Here is a 25,936-nt window from a genome sequence, read left to right on the forward strand (position 1 = left end):
GCCATGGAATTTATCAACGCCTTTTCCCACCTCGACTGGGCACAGGTACTGCACCTGACCGGGCAACACATCACCCTGGTCGGCATCGCCGTGACCTTGGCGATCGTGGTTGGCGTGCCGCTGGGCGTCCTGATGACGCGCTTTCCGACGCTCGCCGGGCCGCTGCAGGCCAGCGCCACCGTACTGCTGACCGTACCATCGATTGCCCTGTTCGGCCTGCTGCTGCCGTTCTACTCGAAATTCGGCCAGGGCCTGGGCCCGATGCCGGCCATCACCGCGGTGTTCCTGTACTCGCTGCTGCCCATCATGCGCAACACCTACCTGGCCCTGACCAACGTCGAACCGGGCATCCGCGAAGCCGCGCGCGGTATCGGCATGACCTTTGGCCAGCGCCTGCGCATGGTCGAACTGCCGATTGCCGTGCCGGTAATCCTTGCCGGCGTGCGCACCGCCGTGGTCATGAACATCGGCGTGATGACCATTGCCGCGACCATCGGTGCCGGCGGCCTCGGCGTGCTCATCCTCGCTTCCATCAGCCGCAGCGACATGTCGATGCTGATTGTCGGCGCCGTGCTGGTCAGCCTGCTGGCCATCTTCGCCGACCTGCTCCTGCAATGGCTGCAACGCTCGCTGACTCCTAAAGGACTGCTCAAATGATCGAACTTCAAAACCTCAGCAAGACCTTCCAAAGCAACGGCAAAGACGTGAAAGCCGTGGACTCGGTGAGCCTGACCGTCAATGAAGGCGAAATTTGCGTGTTCCTCGGGCCTTCGGGTTGCGGCAAAAGCACCACGCTGAAGATGATCAACCGCCTGATCACACCGACCTCGGGCAAGATCCTGATCAATGGTGAAGACACCACCGGTCTCGACGCAGTGACCCTGCGCCGTAACATCGGCTATGTGATCCAGCAGATCGGTCTGTTCCCGAACATGACCATCGAGGAGAACATCGTGGTGGTGCCGAAACTGCTCGGCTGGGACAAACAGAAGTGCCACGACCGCGCCCGCGAGTTGATGAGCATGATCAAGCTCGAACCCAAGCAGTACCTGCATCGCTACCCTCGGGAATTGTCCGGTGGCCAGCAACAGAGGATCGGCGTGATTCGCGCGCTGGCCGCTGATGCACCACTGTTGCTGATGGACGAACCGTTCGGCGCCGTCGACCCGATCAACCGCGAAATGATCCAGAACGAATTCTTCGAGATGCAGCGGGCGCTGAACAAGACCGTGATCATGGTCAGCCATGACATCGACGAAGCCATCAAGCTCGGCGACAAGATCGCGATCTTTCGTGCTGGCAAATTGCTGCAGATTGACCACCCGGACACCCTGCTGGCCCACCCGGCTGACGACTTTGTCAGCAACTTCGTCGGCCAGGACAGCACTCTCAAGCGCTTGTTGCTGGTCAAGGCTGAAGACGCGGCGGATAACGCCCCGTCCGTCAGCCCGGAGACCTTGGTGGCCGAGGCGCTGGAACTGATGGACGAGCATGACCGGCGTTATGTCGTGGTCACCGACGGTGAGAACAAGGCGCTGGGTTATGTACGACGCCGCGACCTGCACCGTCAGACCGGTGCCTGCGCGCAGTACTTGCGCGAGTTCAACGCTACGGCGGCCTACGACGAGCATTTGCGTATCCTGCTGTCGCGCATGTATGAGTTCAATCGAGCGTGGCTACCGGTGATGGATGCCGAACGAGTGTTTCTGGGCGAGGTGACGCAAGAATCGATTGCCGAGTATCTGAGCTCCGGCAAGTCACGTGGCGGCAAGACCCAAATCGTTTCGCCGGCCGAAACTGTGTCGGCCTGATAGCCTGCTTCAACCGACCGCGTTCAACCGATGGAGGGGGGTAATAGGCTGCTTTATATTTTAGGAGCTGCCCCCTATTAGAAATAGAAAACTCTCACAAAAACACAATTTCCATTCTTTTTAACTCTTAAAACTAACACTTCAGATAGTTTCAACACCTTTCGACTCGTGACACCATCAGTCCGGATTCAAACAAAATATCTGAATCACAACAGCTTGCTCGAGTGACCAATAACTTTTTCGAATCAAGGATTAGATTAATGAAAACTGAAACAACTGAAAGTGTGAAAAACGTGCCGAATGAAATCAGAATTAGCGGCATCCCTACACAGCCTATAAGAACCGGAAACCCCCTCAATGCTAACACCGGCGTGAGCGTGCACGGCCCAAACGGAAGTACATTCCCCAATGAGTTTATCAACTGGGAAGTATCATCGCAGCCGGATTCCAATATGACTGCCATTAAAACTGGCACTCAATTCGCAAGAATCCATTTGCCTAGTGTACAGAGAAGCTACAACGTAACAGTAACTGCAACAGTGCATAACTATCCAAACCTGAAAGCAACCACGACATTTGCTGTCAATGCAGTTTAATCAAATCTAGTTTTAAAAATCACCAAGCCAGCAACCCAACACATGTAGTCACTTTACTGCTGACTTTTCCACCGAAACAAAGTTTTTGTGGTGAAGGAGCTTGCTCACTCGCCACAAAAACCGTTCGAATTCCTTTCAAATCTCCCTCCTGGGGGAACATCAATCCGTCATCCCTGTCGGTTACACAGGTAGCTGTAGGCTGCCTTACGACGGATGCGTGCAAAAACGCGACATTTTTTGTTGATCTCAAGCCCCTCACGCCCTAAAGTTCGCGCCGAACGTCCATGCTGGAAACGATCCATCCGGCTCAAGTACTGACGACGAGACAGCAAGGCCAAGGGAAAGCAGCGCTTCCCATGGCCTTTTTGCTTTCGGCGACATGCCTTGGGAAGTAGGCGAACCAAAGTGGGGATACGGAGGACGTTCATTTGCACCCATTGATAATTTCAGTTTGCCAGTAGGAGTTCCCAGCATGTCGATCCAGGTCGAAGACTATTTCGCGCGTGAAACCTTCCAGAAAATGAAGGCGTTCGCCGACAAGCAAGAAACCCCGTTCGTGGTGATCGACACCGCGATGATCAGCCAGGCCTACGATGACCTGCGCGCCGGTTTCGAATTCGCCAAGGTCTACTACGCGGTCAAGGCCAACCCGGCGGTGGAAATCATCGACTTGCTCAAAGAGAAAGGCTCGAGCTTCGACATCGCCTCGATCTACGAGCTGGACAAGGTGCTGAGCCGCGGCGTCAGCGCCGACCAGATCAGCTACGGCAACACCATCAAGAAATCCAAGGACATCCGCTACTTCTTCGAGAAGGGCGTGCGCCTGTATGCCACCGACTCCGAAGCCGACTTGCGCAACATCGCCAAGGCCGCACCGGGCTCGAAAGTCTACGTACGCATCCTGACCGAAGGCTCGACCACTGCCGACTGGCCTCTGTCGCGCAAATTCGGCTGCCAGACCGACATGGCCATGGACTTGCTGATCCTCGCCCGTGACCTGGGCCTGGTGCCGTACGGCATCTCCTTCCACGTAGGCTCGCAGCAGCGCGATATCAGCGTCTGGGACGCCGCGATCGCCAAGGTCAAGGTGATCTTCGAACGCCTGAAGGAAGAAGACGGCATCGTACTGAAGCTGATCAACATGGGCGGTGGCTTCCCGGCCAACTACATCACCCGCACCAACAGCCTGGAAACCTACGCCGAAGAAATCATTCGCTTCCTCAAGGAAGACTTCGGCGACGACCTCCCGGAAATCATCCTGGAACCAGGCCGCTCGCTGATCGCCAACGCCGGCATCCTGGTCAGCGAAGTGGTGTTGGTCGCCCGTAAATCCCGCACCGCCGTCGAGCGTTGGGTGTACACGGACGTGGGCAAGTTCTCCGGCCTGATCGAAACCATGGACGAAGCCATCAAGTTCCCGATCTGGACCGAAAAGAAAGGCGAGATGGAAGAAGTCGTCATCGCCGGCCCAACCTGCGACAGCGCCGACATCATGTACGAAAACTACAAGTACGGCCTGCCGCTGAACCTGGCGATCGGTGATCGCCTGTACTGGCTGTCGACCGGCGCCTACACCACCAGCTACAGCGCGGTTGAATTCAATGGCTTCCCGCCGTTGAAGTCGTTCTACGTGTAAGCGCTACACGCCGAAATCAAAAAGCCCATGACGAGTCATGGGCTTTTTTGTGCCTGAAATTTTTTGTACCTGATCGTTCCCACGCTCTGCGTGGGAACGATCTGTCTTCAGGTGTGCCTACAGTTCGGCGCAACGTTTGGCGTAGTCGTCGGCCATTGCGTGAATCCGGGGCTCGGTTGCGCCCATGAGCGCCTGGCTTGCCACCCGAAGAAAGTTCAGATTGCCATTGGCCAATGCCTTGCGTAGCCAGACCAATGCAGTATCGATACTCCCCTCTGCGGCCAACACCGCCGCAAAACTGAACTGCCCACGAAAATCCCCTCCCTCTGCCGAGCGCCGATACCAGTCCCGAGCCGCTTGGGGATCTGCCGGGCAAACACGCCCCTCTTCCAGATAGCGTCCCAGCAGGTTCATCGATTTCGCGTGGCCAAGCTCGGCAGCGCGGCGATACAGGTTCAGCGCCGACGATTGATCCTCAGCCACCCCACGCCCGGTCGCCAGCAGATTGGCGTAGTTGTACATCGCCCAATCCAGCCCCGCTTCTGCGGCGATTCGATAATGCCGGGCAGCCGCCGCTGCATCGGCCACACACCCCCAGCCGTGTTCGTGACATCGCCCCAGCATGTTGCGGGCCATCAGGTGCCCTTGTCGGGCGGCGATGTCGAACCAGCGCAACGCCAGCGGTTGATCCTGGGCGATTCCATTTCCGTCCAGCAGGATCTGCCCAAGCAGCGCCTGGGCATCGACAAGCCCCTCGCGGGCTGCTGCTACGATCGCCTGGGCCGCACGGGCCGGGCTTTCGTCGAGCATGGCTTTGAGACGGTCTCCATCGAGTACCTCTTGGCGGCGCAATTGAAAACTCATACCTCGACCCAACGGCGCAACAGGTTGTGATACGTGCCCGTCAGGCTGATCAATGACGGGTGATCTGGCACGTCCTGGGTCAACTGCCGGATCGCCCCGTCCATCTCGAACAGCAGCGCACGCTGGCTGTCTTCGCGCACCAGGCTCTGGGTCCAGAAAAACGAGGCGTAGCGCGTACCACGGGTGACGGCGTTGACCTTGTGCAGGCTGGTGCCGGGGTACAGCACCATGTCACCCGCCGGCAACTTCACCCGCTGGGTGCCGTAGGTGTCCTGGATTTCCAGCTCCCCGCCGTCGTAATCCTGAGGCTCGCTGAAGAACAAAGTGGCCGAGAGGTCGGTGCGCACCCGTTCGATACTGCCCTTGGGCTGACGCACCGCGTTGTCGATGTGGAAATCGAAACTGCCGCCAGCCATGTAACAGTTCAGTAACGGAGGAAACACCTTGTGCGGTAACGCTGCTGACATGAACTGCGGGTTTTTCCACAGCCGCTCCAGCATGGCCGCGCCGATTTCCTTGGCCAGCGGGTGGCCTTCCGGTAATTGCAGATTGTGCTTGGCCTTGGCCGACTGGTACCCGGCCGTGATCTTGCCATCAGCCCAATCGGCCTGTTGCAGAGCCTCGCGAATGCGCTGCACTTCTTCTTTTTCGAACAAGCCGGGAATGTGCAGCAGCATGGGGCAAGCACCAGAAAGCAAAGGGATGCCAATGGTATTGATTCTTATTGCCCTTGTAAAACCCGCGAGACGAATGAAACAGTAAAAACCGTAAGGCTAAATTGTAAAGATTGTAAATTCAGTGCGAATAGTAATTTTTCGCAATTGATACAAATACGTGTTTACACTATATTCCGCGGCCTCAAATCCTTGGGGAGGGGAATAAAAATGTCACGCCAACAACCACAACTACCGGTCAGTTCACCGCGTTTACTCGCTTCTGCAATTGGCGTGGCGATCACTGCCGGCTCTGCGGGCCAAATGGTTTTCGCGGCGGAAAAAACCAGCGAGCAGGCACCGAGCAACACGATTTCCCTCGGCGCAACCGCGATCACCGGCGAAGCCCAGGATGAGACCTCCTACAACGTCGAAAAAGCCTCCTCGCCCAAGTACACCGCGCCCCTGGTCGACACTCCGCGCTCGATCACTGTCATCCCGCAACAAGTCCTCAAGGACACCGGCGCCCTGAACATGCAGGACGCACTGCGTACCGTCCCGGGCATCACCTTCGGTGCCGGTGAAGGCGGTAACCCTCAGGGCGACCGTCCGTTCATCCGCGGTTTCGATGCCCAGGGCGATACCTACCTGGACGGCGTGCGCGATACCGGTTCGCAGAGCCGTGAGATCTTTGCCGTTGAATCGATCGAAGTCAGCAAGGGCCCTAACTCCGCCATTGGCGGTCGCGGCGCTGCCGGTGGCAGCATCAACCTGGTGAGCAAGAAAGCGCATCTGGGCGACTCGTTCGACGGTGGCTTTACCTGGGGTTCGGACCAGACCCAGCGTTACACCATGGACGGCAACTACCAGTTCTCCGACACCGTTGCCGGTCGCCTGAACCTGATGAGCCACGAAAGCAATGTCGCCGGTCGCGAAAGCGTCGACTACGATCGCTGGGGCGTCGCGCCTTCTCTGGCCTTCGGCCTGGGCACCGACACCCGTGTCAACCTTGACTACTACCATCTGGAAAGCAACGACACGCCAGATTCGGGTATTCCCTACACCATCCCGGCCGGTGGCTCGGCTGCCCGCACCAAGTCCAATCCGGACAAGCCCTATGCCGGCGGCGATAGCAGCAACTTCTACGGCCTGACCGATCGTGACTTCCGCAAGGGTCGTACCGACACCGCGACCATCGCCATCGAGCACGACCTGAACGACGCGTTGACCGTCAAGAACACCCTGCGCCACGGCAGCAGCATGCAGGACTACATCCTGACCCAGCCGGACGACAGCAAGGGCAACGTCAACAACGGTACCGTGTGGCGTCGGGCCAACACCCGCGTCAGCAACACCGATACGACGACCAACCAGACCGACCTGTTTGGTGACGTCTACATCGCAGGCTTCAAGAACAGCTTCGCGACCGGTATCGAGTTGAGCCGCGAGGAAAGCAAGAAGTCCTCGTATACCGTCAACACCGACACCACGCCAGGGACTCCAGTTACACCAAGGGATCCAGGCACCCAATGCACTCCGGGGATGATCGGAGCTCCGAGCGGATACAACTGCACCTCGCTGTCGAACCCGAACCCGAACGATCCATGGAACGGTTCGATCACCCGCAACTACGCCGGCACCGACACCACGGGTAAAACCTATGCGCTTTACGTGTTCGACACTCTGACATTGTCCGAACAGTGGCTGGTGAACATGGGCCTGCGCTACGACCATTTCGACACCGACTACAAGACCTACAACGCCGCAGGCACCACGACCTTCAAGGGCGATGACGTCAGCGAATTCGTAACCGGTCAGTTCGGTGTGGTCTACAAACCAGCGGAGAACGGCAGCATCTATGCGTCCTACGCAACGTCCGCGATACCTCCGGGCTCCACGCTTGGCGAAGGTCAGGACGGCAATCCGCTGGGCGGCACCCCGGATCGCAACGGCAACCTGCTGAAAAGCGACCTGGAGCCGGAGACCACCAAGAACTACGAAATCGGTACCAAGTGGGACCTGCTCAACGATCGCTTGTCGCTGACTGCCGATATCTTCCGCACCGAAAAAGACAACGCCCGCGTCCAGGTCGATACCACCACGTACGAAAACGCTGGCAAGACCCGCGTCCAGGGTGTCGAGCTTTCGGCCACTGGCAAGATCACCGACAAATGGCAAGTCTTCGCCGGTTACGCCTACATGGACAGCGAGCAAGTCGACGGTGGTGACCTGCCGGCAAACAAAGCCAACGACGGCAACGAACTGCCTAACACGCCGAAAAACAGCGCCAGCCTTTGGACGACCTACCAGGTCACGCCAAGGCTGACCATCGGTGGCGGTGCGTTCTATGTCGACGACGTGTTCGGTAACGTGGCCAACACCACCATGGTCAATGACTATGTGCGCTACGACGCGATGGCCGCGTACAAGTTGACCAAGAACATTGACCTGCAGCTGAACGTGCAGAACCTGACCGACGTTACCTACTACGACAAGGCGTTCTCCAACCACTTCGCCAACCAGGCGGCGGGCCGGACTGCCTTGTTGAGCACCAACTTCCACTTCTGATAACAGAAGCATGGACACAAACCTGTAGGAGCTGCCGCAGGCTGCGATCTTTTGATCTTCGGCGATTGCACCACCGCCCAAAATCAAGATCAAAAGATCGCAGCCTGCGGCAGCTCCTACAGGGGTCAGGCCCCGTTCATCCAAGTGAACGGGGCTTTTGTGTGTAAAGGGAATGTTCCTCGATAACCCACGGCATAATGCGCGCCGTGATGACTATTTTTAAACGAGCAAGGCGAGCGACGTGTTGAAGAAAACCCTGTTCCAGTTGCACTGGTTTTTTGGCATCAGCGCAGGTCTCGTCCTGGCCCTGATGGGCATTACCGGGGCGACGGTCTCGTTCCAGGATGAAATCCTGTACGCGCTGAACCCTTCCGTGTTGCAGGTCCAGAAACAAGTCGCCGGCGTGCTGCCACCGGCTGACCTGGTGGAGAAGATCGAGGCGGCGACACAGATGAAAGTGGCGATGCTCTCGGTCGGCATCGACAGCGACGTTGCCGCAAAAGTGTTCTTCACCCCGCCAGCGGGCGAGCGTCGCGGCCCCATGCGTTACGTCGACCCTTACACCGGCGAACTCCTGGGCGACGCCACCGGCCAAGGCTTCTTCGGCCTGATGTTGCAACTGCACCGCTTCCTCGCCATGGGCGACACCGGCCGGCAAATCACGGGCGCCTGCACCCTGATCCTGGTGTTCTTCTGCCTGTCCGGCCTGTACCTGCGCTGGCCTCGCCAGTGGAAAAGCTGGCGCGCATGGCTGACCCTCGACTGGAAGAAAAAAGGCCGCAGCTTCAATTGGGACTTGCACTCGGTTGCCGGCACCTGGTGCCTGGTGTTTTATCTCCTGGCCGCGCTGACCGGGTTGTCCTGGTCTTACGAGTGGTACAACAAGGGCCTGACACGCCTGCTCTCCGATTCGCCACAGAATGAACGTGTTCGCGGTGGACGCGGCCCTGGGCCAAGCGGTCCGGCACCGGTGGTCGACTACTCGGCGATGTGGAGCAGCATCTACAGCGCTGCCGGTCCCGACCTGAGTTTCTATAACACCCGCATGCCGGCCGTAGCCGGGCAACCGGCAAGCGTTTTCTACCTGTTGAAGAACTCGCCCCACGACCGCGCGCTGAACCAGATCACCCTGGACCCGGTGACCGGCGCGATCAAACGGCATGACCGCTACAGCGACAAGAGTTTCAAGGCGCAGCTGTTGACCAGCATCTACGCGCTGCACGTGGGCAGCTATTTCGGCATCGTCGGGCGCATCATCCTGACGCTCACGGCCCTGAGCATGCCGCTGTTCTTCGTCACCGGATGGCTGCTGTACCTGGATCGTCGACGCAAGAAACGCCAGATCAAGGACGCCCGCAAAGGCCTGGCACAACCCGACAGTAACACCCCGGCCTGGCTCATCGGTTTCGCCAGCCAGAGTGGCTTTGCCGAGCAATTGGCCTGGCAGACCGCCGGCCAGTTGCAGGCGGCGGGCCTGCCGGTGAAGGTGCAGCCACTGGCGGATGTCAGCGAGCAGGACCTGCATGCTTCGAACAACGCGCTGTTTGTGGTCAGCACCTTCGGTGACGGCGAAGCGCCGGACAGCGCCCGGGGTTTCGAGCGCAAGGTGCTGGGTCGGTCGTTAAGCCTCGACAGCCTGAACTATGCCGTGCTGGGACTCGGCGACCGGCAGTATCAACACTTCTGCGGGTTTGCCCAGCGCCTGCACAAGTGGCTGGGCGAGCACGGCGGCAAGACCTTGTTCGCGCCGGTGGAAGTCGACAGCGGCGATCCCTATGCCTTGCGTCACTGGCAGCAGCAACTGGGCCTGTTGACCGGTCAGGCGCCTGTGGGCACCTGGCAAGCACCGAGCTACGAAAACTGGACGCTGGTCCGCAGGGAATTGCTCAACCCCGACAGCAGCGGCTCATCGGTGTACTTGCTGGGCCTGAAGGCGCCAGGTACCAACAGCTGGCTGGCCGGTGACCTGGTGGAGGTGCTGCCGCGCAATTGCCCTTGGGCCATCGAGCACTTCCTCGAAGGATTGGGGATCGACGGTCGCGCGACGATTACCCACGAGGGTTTGTCGCAACCGCTGGAACAAGCCCTCGCCAGCCGGCAGCTGCCCGAGAACCGCAGCCATTTGGTCGGCCTGCATGCGCAGTCCCTGGTGGATGCCCTCGTGCCGTTGGCCATGCGCGAATACTCCATCGCCTCGATAGCCGCCGACGGCATCCTGGAATTGATCGTGCGCCAGGAGCTGCACCCTGATGGCACCCTTGGCGTCGGCTCCGGCTGGCTGACCGAACACGCCGCCGTGGGCGGCAGCATCAGCCTGCGCGTGCGGCGCAACAGCGGTTTCCACCTGCCCAATGAACCGGTGCCGATGATCCTGCTGGGCAACGGCACGGGACTCGCTGGCTTGCGTAGCCTGCTCAAGGCGCGCATCGCCGATGGCCAGCAACGCCAGTGGTTGTTGTTCGGTGAGCGCAATCGCGAACACGATTACCTGTGCCGCGACGAGCTGGAGGAGTGGTTGATTTCCGGCGACTTGCAGCGCCTGGACCTGGCATTCTCGCGTGATCAAGCCGAGAAGATCTACGTGCAGGATCGCTTGCGCGATTCGGCCGAAGAGCTGAAGAAATGGCTGGCGGAGGGTGCGGTGATCTACATCTGCGGCAGTCTTCAGGGGATGGCCGCAGGCGTCGATCAGGTGCTGAACGATGTGTTGGGCACCGCCGAAGTCGAGCGCTTGATCGAACAAGGCCGCTACCGCCGCGACGTTTACTGACCCTACAGTGATCATTCCCACGCTTTGTGTGGGAATGCCTCAACGGACGCTCCGCGTTCGGCTCCGGAAGGGACGCGGAGCGTCCCGGGCTGCGTTCCCACGCAGAGCGTGGGAACGATCAATCTGATTTAACGCCCGGAGCCTGATAGCGCCTACAGGGGGCCAGTGTCAGGCGTTGACGGGTTCCACCGCCATCTCCACCACTTCCGGCCGCTTGACCAGCGCATACACCACCGCCGTCAACAAACTCCCCGCCACAATCGCCAGCAAGTACAGCAATGCATGGTTGATCGCATTCGGAATCGCCAACACAAACAACCCACCATGGGGCGCCATCAACTTGCAGCCGAAGTACATCGACAACGCACCGGTCAGCGCACCGCCGGCAATGCTCGCCGGGATCACCCGCAGCGGGTCTTTGGCGGCAAATGGAATCGCGCCTTCGGAGATAAAGCACAGCCCCAGTACCAAGGCCGCTTTACCCGCCTCGCGTTCGGTCTGGGCGAACTTGCGCCTGGCAATGAACGTGGCGATGCCCAGGCCGATCGGCGGCACCATGCCGGCGGCCATGGTCGCCGCCATCGGTGCATAACTCTGCGACGCCAGCAGCCCGACCGAAAACGCATACGCGGCCTTGTTGATCGGCCCGCCAAGGTCGACACACATCATGCCGCCCAGCAGCACGCCGAGCAGAATCGCGTTGGTCGTGCCCATGCTGTCGAGGAAATGCGTGAGCCCGGCGAGCATGCCCGCCACCGGCTTGCCGACCACGTAGATCATCACCAGGCCAGTGAACAGGCTTGCCAGCAAGGGGATGATCAGGATCGGTTTCAGCGCCTCGAGACTCTGCGGCAACCGCGCATAACGATTGATCGCCTGCGCCGCGTACCCGGCGAGGAAACCGGCAATGATCCCGCCGATAAAACCGGCACCCAGGGTGCTGGCCAGCAGGCCGCCGATCATCCCCGGCGCCAGGCCCGGACGGTCGGCAATCGAATAAGCGATGTAGCCTGCCAGCAGCGGCACCATGAGCTTGAACGCGGTGTCGCCGCCGATCTGCATCAGCGCCGCCGCCAGCGTCCCCTCTTCCTTGAAGGCGGTGATGCCGAATACGAACGACAAGGCAATCATCAAGCCGCCTGCCACCACCATCGGCAACATGTACGACACGCCGGTCAACAGGTGTTTGTAGACCCCGGTCTTCTCTTGTTTGACCGGCCCCTTGGCACCGGTCGAAGCGCTTTCCTGCTTGCCTTCGGCCAATGCTTTATTGAGTGTCGCTTCAGCCTGCTTGAGGGCAATGCCGGTGCCGCAACGGTAGATTTTCTTGCCAGCGAATCGCTCGGTGGCCACTTCGATGTCCGCCGCCAGCAGCACCACATCGGCGTCGGCAATCGCTTGGGCGCTCAGCGGATTGCGTGCGCCGACCGAACCCTGGGTTTCCACCTGCAAGTCATAGCCCAAGCGCTTGGCCGCTTGCTGCAAGGCTTCGGCGGCCATGAAAGTGTGGGCGACACCGGTTGGACAGGCCGTCACGGCAACGAGTCGCGGCGCGTTTTTAACGACGGCCACCGGCTCAACCACGGCTTGCGGTGCGACATACACCTGAGCCTCTTCAGCACCACGGCGCAATACCGCTTCGACGTCTTGCAGCGCTTGGGCAGGGGTACTCTGGAACAAACGCTTACCGACAAAACGCGACATATCCACAGGCGCGCTGGTCACCAGCAACACCCACTCGGCCGCCTCGATCGTGGCGGCCGACAGTTGCCGTTCGGGATGTGCCGAATCGCTGATCTCCACGCTGGTGCTCCAGCCCTGACGCTGGGCCGCGGCATCGAGCAACCGGGCGCACAGCACACTGGTGACCATGCCGTTCGGGCAGGCAGTAACAATGGCTAACTTCATGACCAACCCTCTTATTGTTCTGTCAGGGGGCGCACGCGCACGCCCTGTTCGAGCTGCGCCAGTTGCGCTGCATCGCTGATACCGAAGCCGATCTGGGTGACCGCCATCGCGGCAATCGCCGTGGCGGTGCGCAAGGTTTGTTCAGGCGTATCGGCACTGAGCAACCCGTGGAGCATGCCGGCCAACAACGAATCGCCCGCGCCTACCGTACTGGCGACGCTGACTTTCGGCGGCGTGGCATGCAGCGCCGAACCGACGCTGAACCAGTTCACACCCTCGGCACCGTGGGAAATCACCACATGCTCGATGCCTTGGGCGTGCAGGCGACTCGCGGCTTGCGCCTGGGCCAGGACCGACACCGTCTCGCCGCCGAGCACTTCAGCCAACTCCTCGGCATTGGGCTTGATCAACCATGGAGCAGCCTTGAGCGCCGCCCGCAATGCTTGCCCACTGGTGTCCAGGGCGACCTTCAAGCCCAGATCATTCAATCGCCCGATCAATGCCTGCAACCACTGCGGGCTGATGCCTTGGGGCAGACTGCCGGCAACCACTACCGCATCATGCCCCGGCGCTATCTGGTCGAGACGCTCGAGCAATGCCTGCTGCGCCGCGGCGCTGACCAGCGGCCCTGGCCCATTGAGGTCGGTGATACGTCCATCGCTTTCCGCCAGCTTTATGTTGCTGCGCGTCTCACCGGGAACACGAATGAACGCATCGACAAAACCGCGTTTGGCGAACAGGTTTTCGAAAGCTTGCTGATTGTCTTCACCGAGAAAACCGCTGACGGTCAATTGATGCCCGAGGTCCGCCAACACCTGCGCCACGTTCACCCCTTTGCCCGCAGCATGGGTGTGCATGGTGTCGCTACGGTTGACCTGACCGGGTTCCAGGCGCGCAAGCTGGACGGTGAGGTCCAGCGCCGGGTTGAGGGTCAGGGTTAAAATCCTGGCCATTACAAAGCCTCCACTAATGCGCGCACTTCATTCGCGCTGCCCACGGCAAGTGCCTGTTGGGCAAGGGTTTGAGCCTGGGTCAGGCTGAGTTCGCGAACCCGCGCCTTGACCTCGGCAATGCTGCGTGCGCCGACACTGAGTTCATCCACGCCCAAGCCAACCAACACCGGTACCGCCAACGGATCGGCCGCCAACTCGCCGCACACACCGACCCATTTGCCATGGGCATGGGCCGCGCGCACGGTGATGTCGATCAGCTGCAGCACCGCCGGATGCAAGCCATCGGCCTGGGCCGACAAGGTTGGATGGCCACGGTCGATGGCCAGGGTGTATTGCGTCAGGTCATTGGTGCCAACGCTGAAAAAGTCGACTTCCCTGGCCAGCACCGGCGCCAGCAAGGCCGCCGACGGCACTTCGATCATGATGCCCAATTGCAGGTCCGCCACTGGAATTTCCAGGCGCAGGCGTTCGGTCATGTCCCGCGCCTGGCGCCACTCGTCGACGCTGCCGACCATCGGAAACATGATCCGCAGCGGGCGGTTGTCGGCGGCGCGCAACAAGGCGCGCAACTGGGCTTCCATGATCTGCGGCCGTTGCAGGGTCAAGCGAATGCCGCGCACCCCGAGGAACGGATTTTCTTCCTTGGCGATCGGCCAATACGGCAGCGGTTTATCGCCACCGACATCAAGGGTGCGCACCACCAGCGGACGACCGGCCAGGCCATCGAGAACACGGCGGTATTCGGTTTCCTGGGTCGCCTCGTCCGGCGCTTGCGGGTGGGCCATGAAAATCAATTCGGTGCGCAACAGACCAATGCCTTCGGCGCCCTGCTCTACCGCACTGGTGACGCCGGCACTTTCACCGATATTGGCGAACACTTCGACGGCATGGCCATCGGTGGTCAACGCCGGTTGATGGCGTTGTTCGGCGGCGGCCTTCAGGCGTTGCTCGCGGGTATCACGCTCCTGGGTGGCGCGCTGCAAGGTCGCCGCGTCGGCGTCCACATGCAAACGCCCGCGTTGGCCATCGATCAACAGCGGCGTGCCCGGCGCCAGCAGCAACACCGCGGCACCGGCACCGACCAGGGCTGGAATTCCCAAGGCCCGCGCAACAATCGCGCTGTGAGCGGTGGCGCCACCGCGGGCGGTGAGAATACCGGCGACACGGGCCGGATCAAGGCGCGCCACATCGGACGGACCGACTTCGTCCATCACCAGAATGTAGGGCTGCTCAGGTTCATGCGGTGTTTCGACACCACTGAGCTGCGCCAGCACTCGACGGCCGATATCGCGCAGATCGGCGGCGCGCTCGGCGAGCAAGGCGTCCTGCAAGGACTCCTGTTGCCTGGCAGCGGCTTCGATCACCGACATCCACGCCGCTTCCGCGCTTTCGCCCTGCTTGAGACGGGTGTCGACCTCATCGGTCAACTCCGGGTCGTCGAGCATTTCCTGGTGGGTGATGAAAATCTCGCGGATAGCCTTGGCCTTGCTGCGTTCGATCAAGCCGCCGATGTCCTGGCGCACGTGCGCCAGCGCTTGCTTGAGGCGCTCACGCTCGATGGCGGCGGACTCTCCCCGTAGCGGGTAATCGATGGTTTGCAGTACCTGGATATGCGCCGGGCCGATGGCGATTCCTGGAGCGGCGGCGATGGCCTGCACCAGACTGCCCGGCGCCGGGGCGAGCAGTACTTGGGCCACCTCGACGATTTCTTCACGAGGCTGGCTCACCGCTGGCAACGGCTCGACTTCTTCACCGAGGCCCTCTTCAATCGCGGTCAACAGAGCGGGCAAGGCATCGGCGGCGATGCTCGGCTCGGCGATGATTTCCAGCACCTGCCCACGACGGGCGCCCAGGCTGAGCAGTTTGCTCAAGCTTTTCACCGACACCGCACTGTCCTGGCCGTCGACGATGCGGATGCGAATCTCGCCTTCAAAACTTTTCGCCAGTTGCGCGAGGATCTTCGCCGGACGGGCATGCAGACCGTGGGCGTTGGCCAGCGCAATGCGTGCGCTCGGCCAGTCTGCCGGCAACTCGCCGCCGAGCACTTCAAGCACCGCGCGGCAACTGGTGGCACGGCCCAACTCATGGCCGCGACCTTCAATCAGCAACGCACACAGGCGTTCGAGCAACGCTTGGTGGGCCTCGCCCAGGCTGGCCAGGCAAAACAGGCCGCTCAGCGGTTGACCGAGGTAGCGCAGCGGTTTGTCCGGGGTGACGAACGCCAGGCCTGGACGCTTGACCGTTTGTTCACTGTGCAGCCACCACAGCCCATCGCCCAGCGGCAGCGCTTCGACTTGCTGCAACACGGCGGAGAAACCATTGCTGACGCAGTCGGCCTGACGCAGTAACCGCGCGCCACGCCAGACCAGCTCTTCGAAATCTTCGGCAGCGACGCCCAAGCCGATCATCTGCGCATCCAGCGCCAGCTCTTGCGGCGCGCCTTGCAGCAGTTTCAGCAAGGCCTCGGCGCTGCTGGCGCGACGCAAGGCTTGGCCAAGGTCGGTCTCGCCGAGCGCGCGGGTCAGCAGTTGCAGCAGGCGCAGGTGTTCGTCGGATTTGGCGGCAATCCCGATCGCCAGGTAGACGATCTGTCCGTCACCCCAGTCCACGCCGTCGGGGAACTGCATCAGGCGCACGCCCGTGGAAAACACTTGGTCGCGGGTTTCTGGCGTACCGTGGGGGATGGCAATACCTTGACCAAGAAAAGTCGAGCCCTGGGCTTCGCGTGCCTGCAAGCCGGCGAGGTAGCCTTCGTCAACCAGACCATCGTCGACCAGGTGCCTGGCCAGCAGTTGCAGCGCGGCGGATTTATCCACAGCCGACTGGCCCATGGATATCTGCTCTATGGTGAGCTCGAGCATGCTGTCTCCTGTTGGCGCCCTTGGGGCGCCAGGTATTGTTTTTGAATGATTCAGCTTAGGCCTTTGTCTTAAAACAATCTTCGGCGGTTTCACGGCAGAACCGGCCAAAGCAGCCATTAATGTAGAAAATACGCTTGCTGAATCGTTTAATCTAGAGTGATTGGCACGTTACTCGATAATGGTGCATCGTTGAAGCCCAACTTGTCGGATGCGTTGTGACCAAGGTCGCCTGCCTGAATCGGGTAGGATTGATGAAAATGTCGAGGCAAGCTCGAAAAAACAAGGAATAGCGGGTTGAAACTCAGTGATATAGCCCAGCTGGCCGGTGTGTCCGTCACCACCGCCAGCTACGTCATCAACGGCAAGGCCGAACAGCAACGTATCAGCAGCGCCACCGTTGAGCGCGTGCGCGCGGTCGTCGAAGAACATGGTTTCACGCCTAATCCCCAGGCGGCCGGCCTGCGCAGTCGCCACACCCGGACCCTGGGCTTCATTCTGCCGGACCTGGAAAACCCCAGTTACGCGCGGATCGCCAAGCTCCTTGAACAAGGTGCCCGGGCGCGTGGCTACCAGCTATTGATTGCCAGTTCCGACGATGCACCCGACAGCGAACGGCAATTGCTGCAACTGTTCCGCGCCCGTCGTTGTGATGCCCTGATCGTTGCCAGTTGCCTGCCGCGGGGTGACGACAGCTATCGCCAACTGCAAGCCAAAGGCATTCCGATCATCGCCATCGACCGGGTCATGGAGCCTGAATATTTCTGCTCGGTGATCAGCGATGACCGAGAGGCCAGCCTGCACCTGACCCAAAGCCTGCTTGAGCCGTTGCCCAAGCAGATCGCCTTGATCGGCGCGCGTCCCGAATTGAGCATCAGCCAGGAACGGGCTGCTGGCTTCAATCAGGCCCTGGTCGGGTACGACGGCGAAGTGCTCATCGAACACGCTGATTCGTTCAGCCGTGAGTGCGGCAAGCAGTTGATGGAAGAACTGATCCAACGCGTAGGACATTTGCCCGAGGCCCTGGTGACGACGTCCTATGTACTGCTTCAGGGTGTGTTCGATGCGTTGCACGATTTCCCGTTGAAAACCCGCCCGCTGCGTCTCGGCACATTTGGAGACACCCAGTTGCTGGATTTCCTGCCGCTGCCGGTGAACGCCATGGCACAACAACACCAATTGATTGCCGACAAGGCGCTCGCACTCGCCCTGGCAGCCATCGAGCAGTCCGATTACCAACCCGGTGTGCTGGCCATCGCGCGGACGTTCAAACAACGTATTCGCCAGGACTGAGCCATGGACCTGATCGACACCCACACCCACCTGGACTTCCCCGACTTCGACGCGGATCGTCAGGCACTGATGGCCCAGAGCCGAGCTCTCGGGGTACGTGAAATGGTGGTATTGGGGGTGTATCAGGGTAATTGGCAGCGCGTCTGGGAATTGGTGCAAAGCGATCCCGACCTGCATGCGGCGTTCGGTTTGCACCCTGTGTACCTGGAGGATCATCGCCCCGAACATCTCACCGAACTGGGCGACTGGCTGGGGCGACTGGCCGGCCATCGCCAGCTGTGTGCGGTGGGCGAGATCGGCCTGGACTACTTCATCGAAACCCTGGACCGCGAACGACAGCAGGCGTTGTTCGATGCGCAACTGCAACTGGCGGTGGATTTCCACCTGCCCGCGCTGATCCATGTGCGGCGCAGTCATGCGGCGGTGATTGCCACGCTCAAGCGTTTCAAGTTGAAACGCGCCGGAATCATCCACGCCTTCGCGGGCAGTCAGGAAGAAGCGCGCGAATACATCAAGCTCGGTTTCAAGCTCGGCCTCGGCGGCGCTGCGACCTGGCCCCAGGCGCTGCGCATGCACCGCGTACTCGCCCACTTGCCACTGGAGTCGGTGGTGCTGGAAACCGACTCGCCGGACATGGCGCCAGCAATGTTCCCCGGCCAGCGCAACAGCCCGGCGCACTTGCCAGCGATCTGCACGGCGCTGGCGCAAATCATGTCGCTCGCCCCGGAACAACTGGCCGCCGCGAGCAGCGCCAACGCCCGTGAACTGTTCAACTGGTAATCAGTCGACGTGGGCCTTGGCGGCCTCGAGAATCAACGTCATGTGCTGACGCTGGCGGGCGAATCGAAGAGCAACGAAGTAGACGAAAATCGCCACCAGTGAAATGTTCAGTTGCTCCACGACGCTGAGCATTCCAATCCATTCCAGTACCAACGCCACCAGCAATGTGCTGCAAATCATGATTAGCAGGCTGGCCTTCAACATGGCTAACGAGTCCAGGGTCTTGAAGCGCCTGATCTGTTTCGGGTCGCTCAGTTGCAGGGCTTTCTGACAGTGGGTACAGGTGAATGCTTCGTTGATTGCAATGGCATTGAGTTGCCAGGGTTTGAGCAATAGCGTGCGCTGGCAATGTCCACAGCGCCCCTGGATACCAAGTGTTGCGACAGCCATAACCGTGCCTCCTCCATGCGGTCAGTGACGTTGATAGTCCTTCATTGAAGACGAAAAAAGCAGTTCCTAAGAAAATAAGGACCTTTCCTACAAAAGAAGAGGATGAGGTACTACAGAAATTTCAGGCGCTCACCAACCTGTGGGACTGAACTCCCACAGGTTGGTGAGATGTCTTCAGACCCGGAAGGCGCTGATCAACTGCTTGAGCTGCACCACCTGCGCCGACAGCGCGCGACTGGCATCCTCCGTCTGGTGCGCACCTTCGGCAGTACGCTCTCCGGCACGATTGATCTCGACAATGTTCTGGTCAATGTCGTGGGCCACGGCGGTCTGCTGCTCCACAGCCGCGGCAATCTGCTGGTTCTGATCGACGATCATGCCGACAGCGCCCAGGATATTGTCCAGGGCTTGCTGGACCTTTTCCGACTGCCCCACCGTTCCATTGGCCATCTCATGGCTGACGCTCATCGCCTTGACCGCGGCCCCAACACCGCCATGCAGCTTGGCGATCATCTGTTCGATCTCTTCGGTCGATTGCTGGGTGCGCTTGGCCAGTGTGCGGACTTCATCCGCCACCACCGCAAATCCGCGCCCCTGCTCACCCGCCCTGGCTGCCTCAATAGCGGCATTGAGTGCCAGCAAGTTGGTCTGTTCGGCAATGCTCTTGATCACCTCCAGCACACGACTGATGGACTGGCTGTCGCTGGCCAGTTGGTTAATCACCTGCACCGACTGGTCGATTTCACTGGCCAGCGCAGCGATGCTGCCCTGCTGCGATTCCACCAGCCCACGACCGCTCGCCGTTTCGTCGTTGACACTGTGGGCGCTGCTGACGGCGGCGGCAGCGCTGCGCGCCACCTCAAGGGACGTGGCCGACATCTGATTCATCGCCGTGGCGACCTGCTCGATCTGCGAGCGCTGACCAGCCACGGCCTGGTTGCTTTGCGCGGAGACACTCTCTACTTGCCCGGCTTGGCGCTCGACCTCGCCGACGGTCTGTCCGACACGCTCGATCAAGTCATGGATCTTTTTCACGGTGCCGTTGAACACCTCGCCCAACTCACCCAGCTCATCACGACTGTGGGCGTTGAAAGTGACCGTCATGTCGCCGGCCGCCACTTTGTCCATGACCTCGCCAAGACGCTTGAGGGTGGTGCGGGTCGAGGCGTAGAACGCACCGTACAGATAAAAAATCAGCACAAACACCACCGACAGCGCCACGGCCTGCAGAATCATGTGCGTGCGGTTCTGTTCCAGGCGTTGTTGCAACTGGGTGCCGAGAAATTTCAAGGTGGCTTCATTGAGTTGATAGGTCTGGCCCATCAGCGCCGAGACCTGATCGTAAAAGGCCTGCCATGGTGCATCGAGCGTGTCGGCCATCACCACCTGCTCTTCGAACAGTTCGCTGGCCTTTTTCAACGAGGCCTTGCTGCTGTCAGCCTGGGTCGCCAGGGTTTCACGTGCGGCGTTGCTCGAGCCCGTTGCGTCCTGCAGCTTCAGGCCGTACTCGGCATGGAGCTTGTCGAGCTGTACCAGCAATTCATCGAAACGCGTGCTCGACGACGAATTGAGAAACCCCTGGCCCAAGGAAGAGGAGCCCAACGCGCGACCTTCACCCAGCATCTGGGTAACGCGCGGAGTGATGTTGGTGACGAGCTCGCTCAGCTGACGCATGTCACTCTGGCTATCGTGGCTGAGGCCGGCCTGACTGGCGATGATCTGGCCGAAGACCTGTGCATTGCCGAGCAGCTTGCTGATCAGTGCACTTTTGCTTTGCAGGGACTTTTCCGTCTGCTGCGCTTTGAATGCGCTGATCATTTCATCGCGCTTGGCATCGAACAGCACGACCTGCTCCGGATCGGTGGCCATTGCCGTCAAGCCCTGCAAACGTGCCAGGACACCTTGTTCAAGCGTACCGATCTGCGTCTCGACATTTCCCGCCTTGCCCGACTGGCCCAAGGCGACGTTGATCTGCACAAGATTGTTCAGGGTTTCCAGATCACGCCTTAACGCGAGACTGCTACCCAACAGATCCAGGCTCTGCAATTCGACCCGGGTGCCCTGGAACTCGCGATAGGAATCACGCACCAGGTAGAAGTTGGTTACCAGCATCGGCACCAGGAACAGTACGCTGATCAGGCTGAACTTCATGCCGAAGCTCAGGCGGTTCATCAGCGCGACGGCGGGATAGAGCAAGCTCTTCACTGGAAGTCTCCCTTCGATTTCTTATTTTTATTGGCGGGCGCAGCGAGACGGCAGATAGCCAGTATTCGGCGCTATCTCTGTATAGCGTAAATCAGGGGAGATTTTTGTAACTTAAGGTTAACGGAAGACACATTTTAAGAGTGACGGCATTCCCGCGAAGAACGATGACGCGGTGCTACAGACACACCGCGGCGCCTGGTTCCCCGGCAACCCAGCGCCTACGGCAGAACCGTCCACAACGCAAACCCCGCATACCAGAGCACTGCCGCTCGCAGCAGCAACTCCCAGATGCGATCGAGGCTGTTGACGCCTTCAGGCCCGACCACCGGGGCTGGAATCTCACCGGCTACCAGCCCGACCTTTTCGATCAATTGGGCAGCGCTGATGTTCCAGTTCAACAGTTCGTGCAACATCACCCGGCTGACCGCGACAAAGTTGCCGACCAGGGCAAAGCTCGCTGCCAACAGACGCACCGGCACCCAGTCGAATGCATGGCGCAGTTGCGCCGCGCGCTCGACCACAGCCGGGTTTTGCCCGTGTTCTTCGGCCAGCGCCAGCAATCGATAACTCAGCGCGGCCACCGGCCCGAGCAGGAAGTACCAGAAAATGATCGCGAAAAAGCTCTGGTAGGCCTCCCACAGCAAATGCCCTTCGACCCGCTCCAGCAGTTGCTCGGCATTGTCGGCGCAGATGTCCAGGTCACGCTTGGCCACATGAGCCGCCGCTTGCAGGTCTTCGCGACGCCAGGCATCGCGAAAGGATCCTAGCTCCCCCAGCAGGTCACCACGCCCCAGGCTGTAGATCACCACCAGCAAATGCACCGGCAACGCCAACAGACCGTAGGCTACGGGGTCGAGCACCACCAGCAGCAAGCCCAGCACCGCCACTGGAAACAACACCAGCACGGCAAGGACCAGCCACGGCCGCTCTACCAGACGCGGGCTGAGCTCTAGCTTGTTCAGCTCACGAATCCAGCCAGCGTCGTGCTGAACCCGGTGGCGCAGGGCCGAAAACTTCTCGATCCATACCGCCAACAGCAACACCAGAAAACTCATTATCCTTCCTCTTGTGCCAAGGCCGCGCGATAGCGTGCCCAATCGAACGCGGGTCCCGGATCGGTCTTGCGCCCAGGGGCGATATCGCTGTGCCCGCAGATACGCTGCGTGGTGATGGCCGCAAATGCCGATTGCAACTGCCGGGTCAGGGTCGTCAACGCTCGATATTGCGCATCGTCGAACGGCAGATCATCCGTGCCTTCGAGTTCGATACCTATGGAAAAATCGTTACAGGTTTCCCGCCCTTCAAAACTCGACACGCCCGCATGCCAGGCACGCTCAAGGCAAGAAACAAACTGAGTGACGGTGCCGTCACGCTCGATCAGAAAGTGCGCGGAAACCCGCAGGTGCGCAATCCCTTCAAAATAGGGATGCTCCGTGACATCCAGGCGGTTCTGGAAAAACTCCTGCACCTTTCCAGTCTTGAACTGCGCTGGCGGCAGGCTGATGTTGTGGATCACCAGCAGGGAAATTTCGCCCTCGGGGCGCGCATTGAAGTTGGGCGAGGGGCATAAATGCACGCCTTTGCACCAACCGCTGGCGGGGTCCAACTGCATACAGGTTCCTTCAACGACGACTGTGTTGGCGCCAGTATGCCGCGATAGGCCATCGGGGGCGATCATTTGACGCGATTGAGGTACTGCAATTTGCCCATCACTGAAGCCAGGTCTGGTTCAAACAATACGCCATCGTCGAACACACGTGCAGTATCAACCGGACCTTCCTCAGCCGTAGGCAGGATGATTGGCTCCAATACCTCGACCGTCGCTGTCGCATCGGCTCGCGAATGCCCTGGATGCTCGAACATTTGAACGTGCAAGCACTCCAGCTCGCTGAAAAACGCACGGGTCGCAAATGGATCGAACGCCGAACCGCTCAGCCCTTCGCGCAAAGCCTTTAGCAACCCCGGAACCAGCGTCAACAAATGCTCACGAGCATCGGGCGGGTCATGACGTTGGACGCTCCAGATCAATTGCATCATGGTCTGCACATCAGCCTGCCACTGCAGTGACAGATGGCCACGCTTGAGGCAGGTCAGTAGCAATACCTTGCTCCAAGTGTCGAGCACGAATGCCAGCACACTTTGCGGCAATGTCTTACCCAGCAGAGCCTGGTTCAAAGCTTGCTCTACTCGCTGTCGGGCCAAAGCGGTCTGGGCGCGGCTTTCTTCGGCATCACGAATCCGCTGCTCCAGCCGTTCGCTGCGACGGCGTTCGTCACGGGTGAGCGCGTCAGCTTGCTCACCTTCCGGCATGGCAAGCTCAGAAGCGGTGTTGTTATCCATCGCGTCGTTTGTAGGGGCAGGTGTCAGGCCTGGCAGCACGCCGGTGGCGATCAACAGTTGGTTGGCCTGGGCGTAAAACTGGCCGGCGCCACTGAGCACATAGCGATCAAACAGCGTGAGGATGATCAGCTTGACCTTGATGTCCACGCCCAGGTGACGCCCGGCCGCCAGGAAGCACTTGCAGAGCACCGTGGGCCCCAGGGGATTGTGCTGTTCGATCAGCGTCCGTCCCAACAACGTACTGAGGCGTGCGGTGAGCTGGTCGAGGGCGAAACCGTCGCGGTAGAGCACCTTGTTGACCATCGCTTGCACAGCCAGGTTGCGTTCGGGCGCGTCATCAGTCGGCGCAACACTGGCATTGGGAGACAATGACCGAGGCAGCATCCTGTAGGCGAGATCGCATTGGCCGAGGTTGATGAACGCCTTGAAGAGTTGCTCGAAAAACAACCGCTCGATACTTTTGCGTTTCAAACGCAAATCGCGCATCGCCTCAAAGAAAAGATTCTGCTCAACATCGTCAGGTGCCCGGTCGGCCATTTCGAAGAGGGTATCGTCGGCATTATCGAACAGCGCCTGCAAGCCCTGCCTGAGCTGTTGCGTTGCCTTGTCGCGAACCTGCAACACAATGACAGGCAGGCGGGCGAGTGGCAGTTGCGTCGCCTGGTCACTAGCGACCCTGCGCAATGGCACTACATTCCCGTCGATGTGCATCCAGCCTCCTGAAATTCCAGACCGTCAAAGCCATGACGTCAAATCCAAGGCGAATTATCAGGTAAAGGGCGTCCTTGCGCCACCCCGGCGCGTACTTCGCAGGAAAAGGAGGCAGCCCCAAGGGGGCATCACACACGCAATCGACCAAATGCAGGCTTCAGAACGCCAGCAACCGTTCTGACGCCTTGGGTTGCTCAGTACCATGGCCCTATAATCGGGGCACTTTGTTTGTGGAGCGCCTTATGCCGAATCTACGTCTCGCCGACTTGAACGCCGAAATCGAAGCCAACGTGCGCCGCGCGTTGCTCGAAGACATCGGCAGCGGCGACATCACCGCACAGCTGATCCCTGCTGAACGCCTGGCCAAAGCCACCATCATCACTCGCGACGCTGCCGTCATCAGCGGCACCGCCTGGGTGGATACCGTGTTTCGCCAGCTCGACCCACGGGTTGCGGTGCACTGGCAGGTTGCCGATGGCGAGCGGGTCAAACCCAATCAGGTACTGTTCCACCTCGAAGGGCCAGCTCGCTCGCTGCTGACGGGGGAGCGCAGCGCGCTGAACTTCCTGCAAATGCTCTCTGGCGTTGCCACTCGCGCGCAGCAGTTGGCGGACTTCGTTGCCAATACCCAAGTTAAACTGCTCGACACCCGCAAAACCCTGCCAGGGCTGCGTTTGGCGCAGAAGTACGCCGTAACCTGTGGCGGTTGCCACAACCACCGCATCGGCCTGTATGACGCCTTCCTGATCAAGGAAAACCATATCGCCGCCAGCGGTGGCATCCCGCAGGCCATCGCCGCCGCCCACAAGATTGCGCCGGGCAAGCCGGTAGAAGTCGAAGTGGAAAGCCTGGATGAACTCAAGGAGGCCCTGGCGGCCGGTGCCGACATCATCATGCTTGATGAGCTGAGCCTGGATGACATGCGCGAAGCCGTGCGCTTGAACAACGGCAAGGCAAAGCTGGAGGCCAGCGGCGGGATCAACGAAAGCACGCTGCTGCCGATTGCCGAAACCGGGGTGGATTACATTTCGATTGGGGCGATGACCAAGGATGTGAAGGCTGTCGATCTGTCGATGCGACTGAGTCTGTGACCAGCAACGCATACCTGTAGAAGCCCGGCTTGCCGGCGATGGCGATCTGAAGGACGCTATCGTCGGCAAGCCGGCCTCTTAAAGAGCGTTTTTGTCAGACCACCAGATTGTTCATCTCGCAGTACTCTTCCCATTCCACACCCAAGACCTCGGCCGCTTCCTTGTGCAGTTTCAGGCGTTCGGTCTCGTACTCTTCAGGGGTCGAGGTGTACTTGAGCGTCAACTCCCACGGCTGCAAGCCCTGGGCTTCGGCTTCATCCTCGAATGCCCACTGGATCTGGTCCTTCTGATCATCGGGTGGCAAGTCCTTGATCTCTTCCAGCAAATGGGGTACGTCCAGCACGTATTTCTTGAGGGCTTCTTCGTGTCTGGCTTCTTGAGACAATTCTTTAACGGTCATGGCGTTCTCTTTGATCGGGGGAATGGAAGATGGATCTGGATCATCAAGGATCTCTCTGACGCAAAAAAACCGCGTGAAGCCCGGCTTTTCTGGCCTTCAGAACCATTCG

The 25,936-nt window shown here is 60.0% G+C and carries 20 protein-coding genes and 1 pseudogene; 9 read left to right on the forward strand and 12 right to left on the reverse strand.

Going from position 1 to position 25,936, the window contains the following annotated elements:
* The first annotated feature begins 3 nt into the window (after positions 1–3).
* The 4 genes from AC1Q8Q_RS02455 to AC1Q8Q_RS02470 all read left to right on the forward strand — a co-directional run bounded on the left by AC1Q8Q_RS02455 (position 4) and on the right by AC1Q8Q_RS02470 (position 4,043).
* Positions 4–657, forward strand: coding sequence for an ABC transporter permease (locus AC1Q8Q_RS02455; RefSeq protein WP_020796558.1), 654 nt, complete (start codon positions 4–6; stop codon positions 655–657).
* A complete protein-coding gene (locus AC1Q8Q_RS02460) occupies positions 654–1,811 on the forward strand; it encodes an osmoprotectant ABC transporter ATP-binding protein OsmV (protein WP_020796557.1) in 1,158 nt (385 codons plus the stop codon). The genes AC1Q8Q_RS02455 and AC1Q8Q_RS02460 overlap by 4 nt, the downstream gene beginning before the upstream one ends.
* Positions 1,812–2,071: 260 nt before the next feature.
* Positions 2,072–2,407: a hypothetical protein gene (locus AC1Q8Q_RS02465; protein ID WP_492614778.1), complete on the forward strand. Its 336-nt coding sequence runs from the start codon at positions 2,072–2,074 to the stop codon at positions 2,405–2,407.
* Between the two features lie 472 nt (positions 2,408–2,879).
* Complete coding sequence (locus AC1Q8Q_RS02470; RefSeq protein WP_020796555.1) at positions 2,880–4,043, forward strand: type III PLP-dependent enzyme; 1,164 nt, start codon at positions 2,880–2,882, stop codon at positions 4,041–4,043.
* A 117-nt stretch (positions 4,044–4,160) separates the two neighbouring features.
* Here the strand turns inward: AC1Q8Q_RS02470 and AC1Q8Q_RS02475 are convergent, their stop codons facing one another.
* Both AC1Q8Q_RS02475 and AC1Q8Q_RS02480 read right to left on the reverse strand, forming a co-directional pair.
* Complete coding sequence (locus AC1Q8Q_RS02475; RefSeq protein WP_020796554.1) at positions 4,161–4,907, reverse strand: tetratricopeptide repeat protein; 747 nt, start codon at positions 4,905–4,907, stop codon at positions 4,161–4,163.
* Positions 4,904–5,584, reverse strand: coding sequence for a Fe2+-dependent dioxygenase (locus AC1Q8Q_RS02480; RefSeq protein ID WP_168757228.1), 681 nt, complete (start codon positions 5,582–5,584; stop codon positions 4,904–4,906). Before AC1Q8Q_RS02480 ends, AC1Q8Q_RS02475 begins: the two co-directional genes overlap by 4 nt.
* A 207-nt stretch (positions 5,585–5,791) precedes the next feature.
* Here AC1Q8Q_RS02480 and AC1Q8Q_RS02485 point away from each other — a divergent pair, with 207 nt between their 5' ends.
* Positions 5,792–8,128 carry a TonB-dependent receptor gene (locus AC1Q8Q_RS02485; RefSeq protein ID WP_168757227.1) on the forward strand — a complete coding sequence of 779 codons (2,337 nt, stop codon included), beginning with the start codon at positions 5,792–5,794 and terminating at the stop codon, positions 8,126–8,128.
* 241 nt (positions 8,129–8,369) lie between these two features.
* A complete protein-coding gene (locus tag AC1Q8Q_RS02490; protein ID WP_168757226.1) occupies positions 8,370–10,898 on the forward strand; it encodes a PepSY domain-containing protein in 2,529 nt (842 codons plus the stop codon).
* A 168-nt stretch (positions 10,899–11,066) separates the two neighbouring features.
* Here the strand turns inward: AC1Q8Q_RS02490 and AC1Q8Q_RS02495 are convergent, their stop codons facing one another.
* The 3 genes from AC1Q8Q_RS02495 to ptsP are packed head-to-tail and all read right to left on the reverse strand — an operon-like array spanning position 11,067 to position 16,620.
* The gene (locus tag AC1Q8Q_RS02495; protein WP_020796551.1) at positions 11,067–12,806 is read right to left on the reverse strand and encodes a PTS fructose-like transporter subunit IIB; all 1,740 of its coding nucleotides are present in this window, start codon (positions 12,804–12,806) and stop codon (positions 11,067–11,069) included.
* An 11-nt stretch (positions 12,807–12,817) separates the two neighbouring features.
* On the reverse strand, positions 12,818–13,759 hold the full coding sequence (gene pfkB / locus AC1Q8Q_RS02500; protein WP_020796550.1) for a 1-phosphofructokinase: 942 nt from the start codon (positions 13,757–13,759) through the stop codon (positions 12,818–12,820).
* Entirely contained in the window at positions 13,759–16,620 is a 2,862-nt protein-coding gene (gene ptsP / locus AC1Q8Q_RS02505) for a phosphoenolpyruvate--protein phosphotransferase (protein ID WP_020796549.1), read from the reverse strand. Before ptsP ends, pfkB begins: the two co-directional genes overlap by 1 nt.
* A 294-nt stretch (positions 16,621–16,914) precedes the next feature.
* Between ptsP and cra the strand changes: the two genes are divergently transcribed.
* Together cra and AC1Q8Q_RS02515 are read left to right on the forward strand one after the other, a co-directional pair.
* Positions 16,915–17,910 (forward strand): catabolite repressor/activator, encoded by a 996-nt coding sequence (gene cra, locus AC1Q8Q_RS02510; protein ID WP_492614779.1) that lies wholly within the window; start codon positions 16,915–16,917, stop codon positions 17,908–17,910.
* 3 nt (positions 17,911–17,913) lie between these two features.
* Complete coding sequence (locus tag AC1Q8Q_RS02515; protein ID WP_020796547.1) at positions 17,914–18,690, forward strand: TatD family hydrolase; 777 nt, start codon at positions 17,914–17,916, stop codon at positions 18,688–18,690.
* Here the strand turns inward: AC1Q8Q_RS02515 and AC1Q8Q_RS02520 are convergent, their stop codons facing one another.
* The 6 genes and pseudogenes from AC1Q8Q_RS02520 to AC1Q8Q_RS02545 form a co-directional block, all read right to left on the reverse strand.
* On the reverse strand, positions 18,691–19,080 hold the full coding sequence (locus AC1Q8Q_RS02520; RefSeq protein WP_168757225.1) for a hypothetical protein: 390 nt from the start codon (positions 19,078–19,080) through the stop codon (positions 18,691–18,693).
* 174 nt (positions 19,081–19,254) lie between these two features.
* Complete coding sequence (locus AC1Q8Q_RS02525; protein WP_492614808.1) at positions 19,255–20,184, reverse strand: methyl-accepting chemotaxis protein; 930 nt, start codon at positions 20,182–20,184, stop codon at positions 19,255–19,257.
* A pseudogene (locus AC1Q8Q_RS02530) lies at positions 20,161–21,252 on the reverse strand (methyl-accepting chemotaxis protein); the annotation flags it as partial. The gene AC1Q8Q_RS02525 and the pseudogene AC1Q8Q_RS02530, both read right to left, overlap by 24 nt.
* A gap of 251 nt (positions 21,253–21,503) precedes the next feature.
* Positions 21,504–22,340, reverse strand: a complete 837-nt coding sequence (gene ampE, locus AC1Q8Q_RS02535; protein WP_020796544.1) for a regulatory signaling modulator protein AmpE — start codon at positions 22,338–22,340, stop codon at positions 21,504–21,506.
* Positions 22,340–22,897: a 1,6-anhydro-N-acetylmuramyl-L-alanine amidase AmpD gene (gene ampD / locus AC1Q8Q_RS02540; RefSeq protein WP_020796543.1), complete on the reverse strand. Its 558-nt coding sequence runs from the start codon at positions 22,895–22,897 to the stop codon at positions 22,340–22,342. The genes ampE and ampD overlap by 1 nt, the downstream gene beginning before the upstream one ends.
* A 62-nt stretch (positions 22,898–22,959) precedes the next feature.
* The gene (locus tag AC1Q8Q_RS02545; RefSeq protein WP_492614780.1) at positions 22,960–24,336 is read right to left on the reverse strand and encodes a DUF1631 family protein; all 1,377 of its coding nucleotides are present in this window, start codon (positions 24,334–24,336) and stop codon (positions 22,960–22,962) included.
* A 242-nt stretch (positions 24,337–24,578) separates the two neighbouring features.
* On the opposite strand from AC1Q8Q_RS02545, the gene nadC reads away from it, so the two are divergent.
* The gene (gene nadC / locus AC1Q8Q_RS02550; protein WP_020796541.1) at positions 24,579–25,427 is read left to right on the forward strand and encodes a carboxylating nicotinate-nucleotide diphosphorylase; all 849 of its coding nucleotides are present in this window, start codon (positions 24,579–24,581) and stop codon (positions 25,425–25,427) included.
* Positions 25,428–25,521: 94 nt separating this feature from the next.
* Here the strand turns inward: nadC and AC1Q8Q_RS02555 are convergent, their stop codons facing one another.
* A complete protein-coding gene (locus AC1Q8Q_RS02555; RefSeq protein ID WP_020796540.1) occupies positions 25,522–25,827 on the reverse strand; it encodes a DUF6388 family protein in 306 nt (101 codons plus the stop codon).
* Positions 25,828–25,936 lie beyond the last annotated feature (109 nt).

The organism is Pseudomonas sp. GW823-FHT06B06, assembly GCF_058795195.1.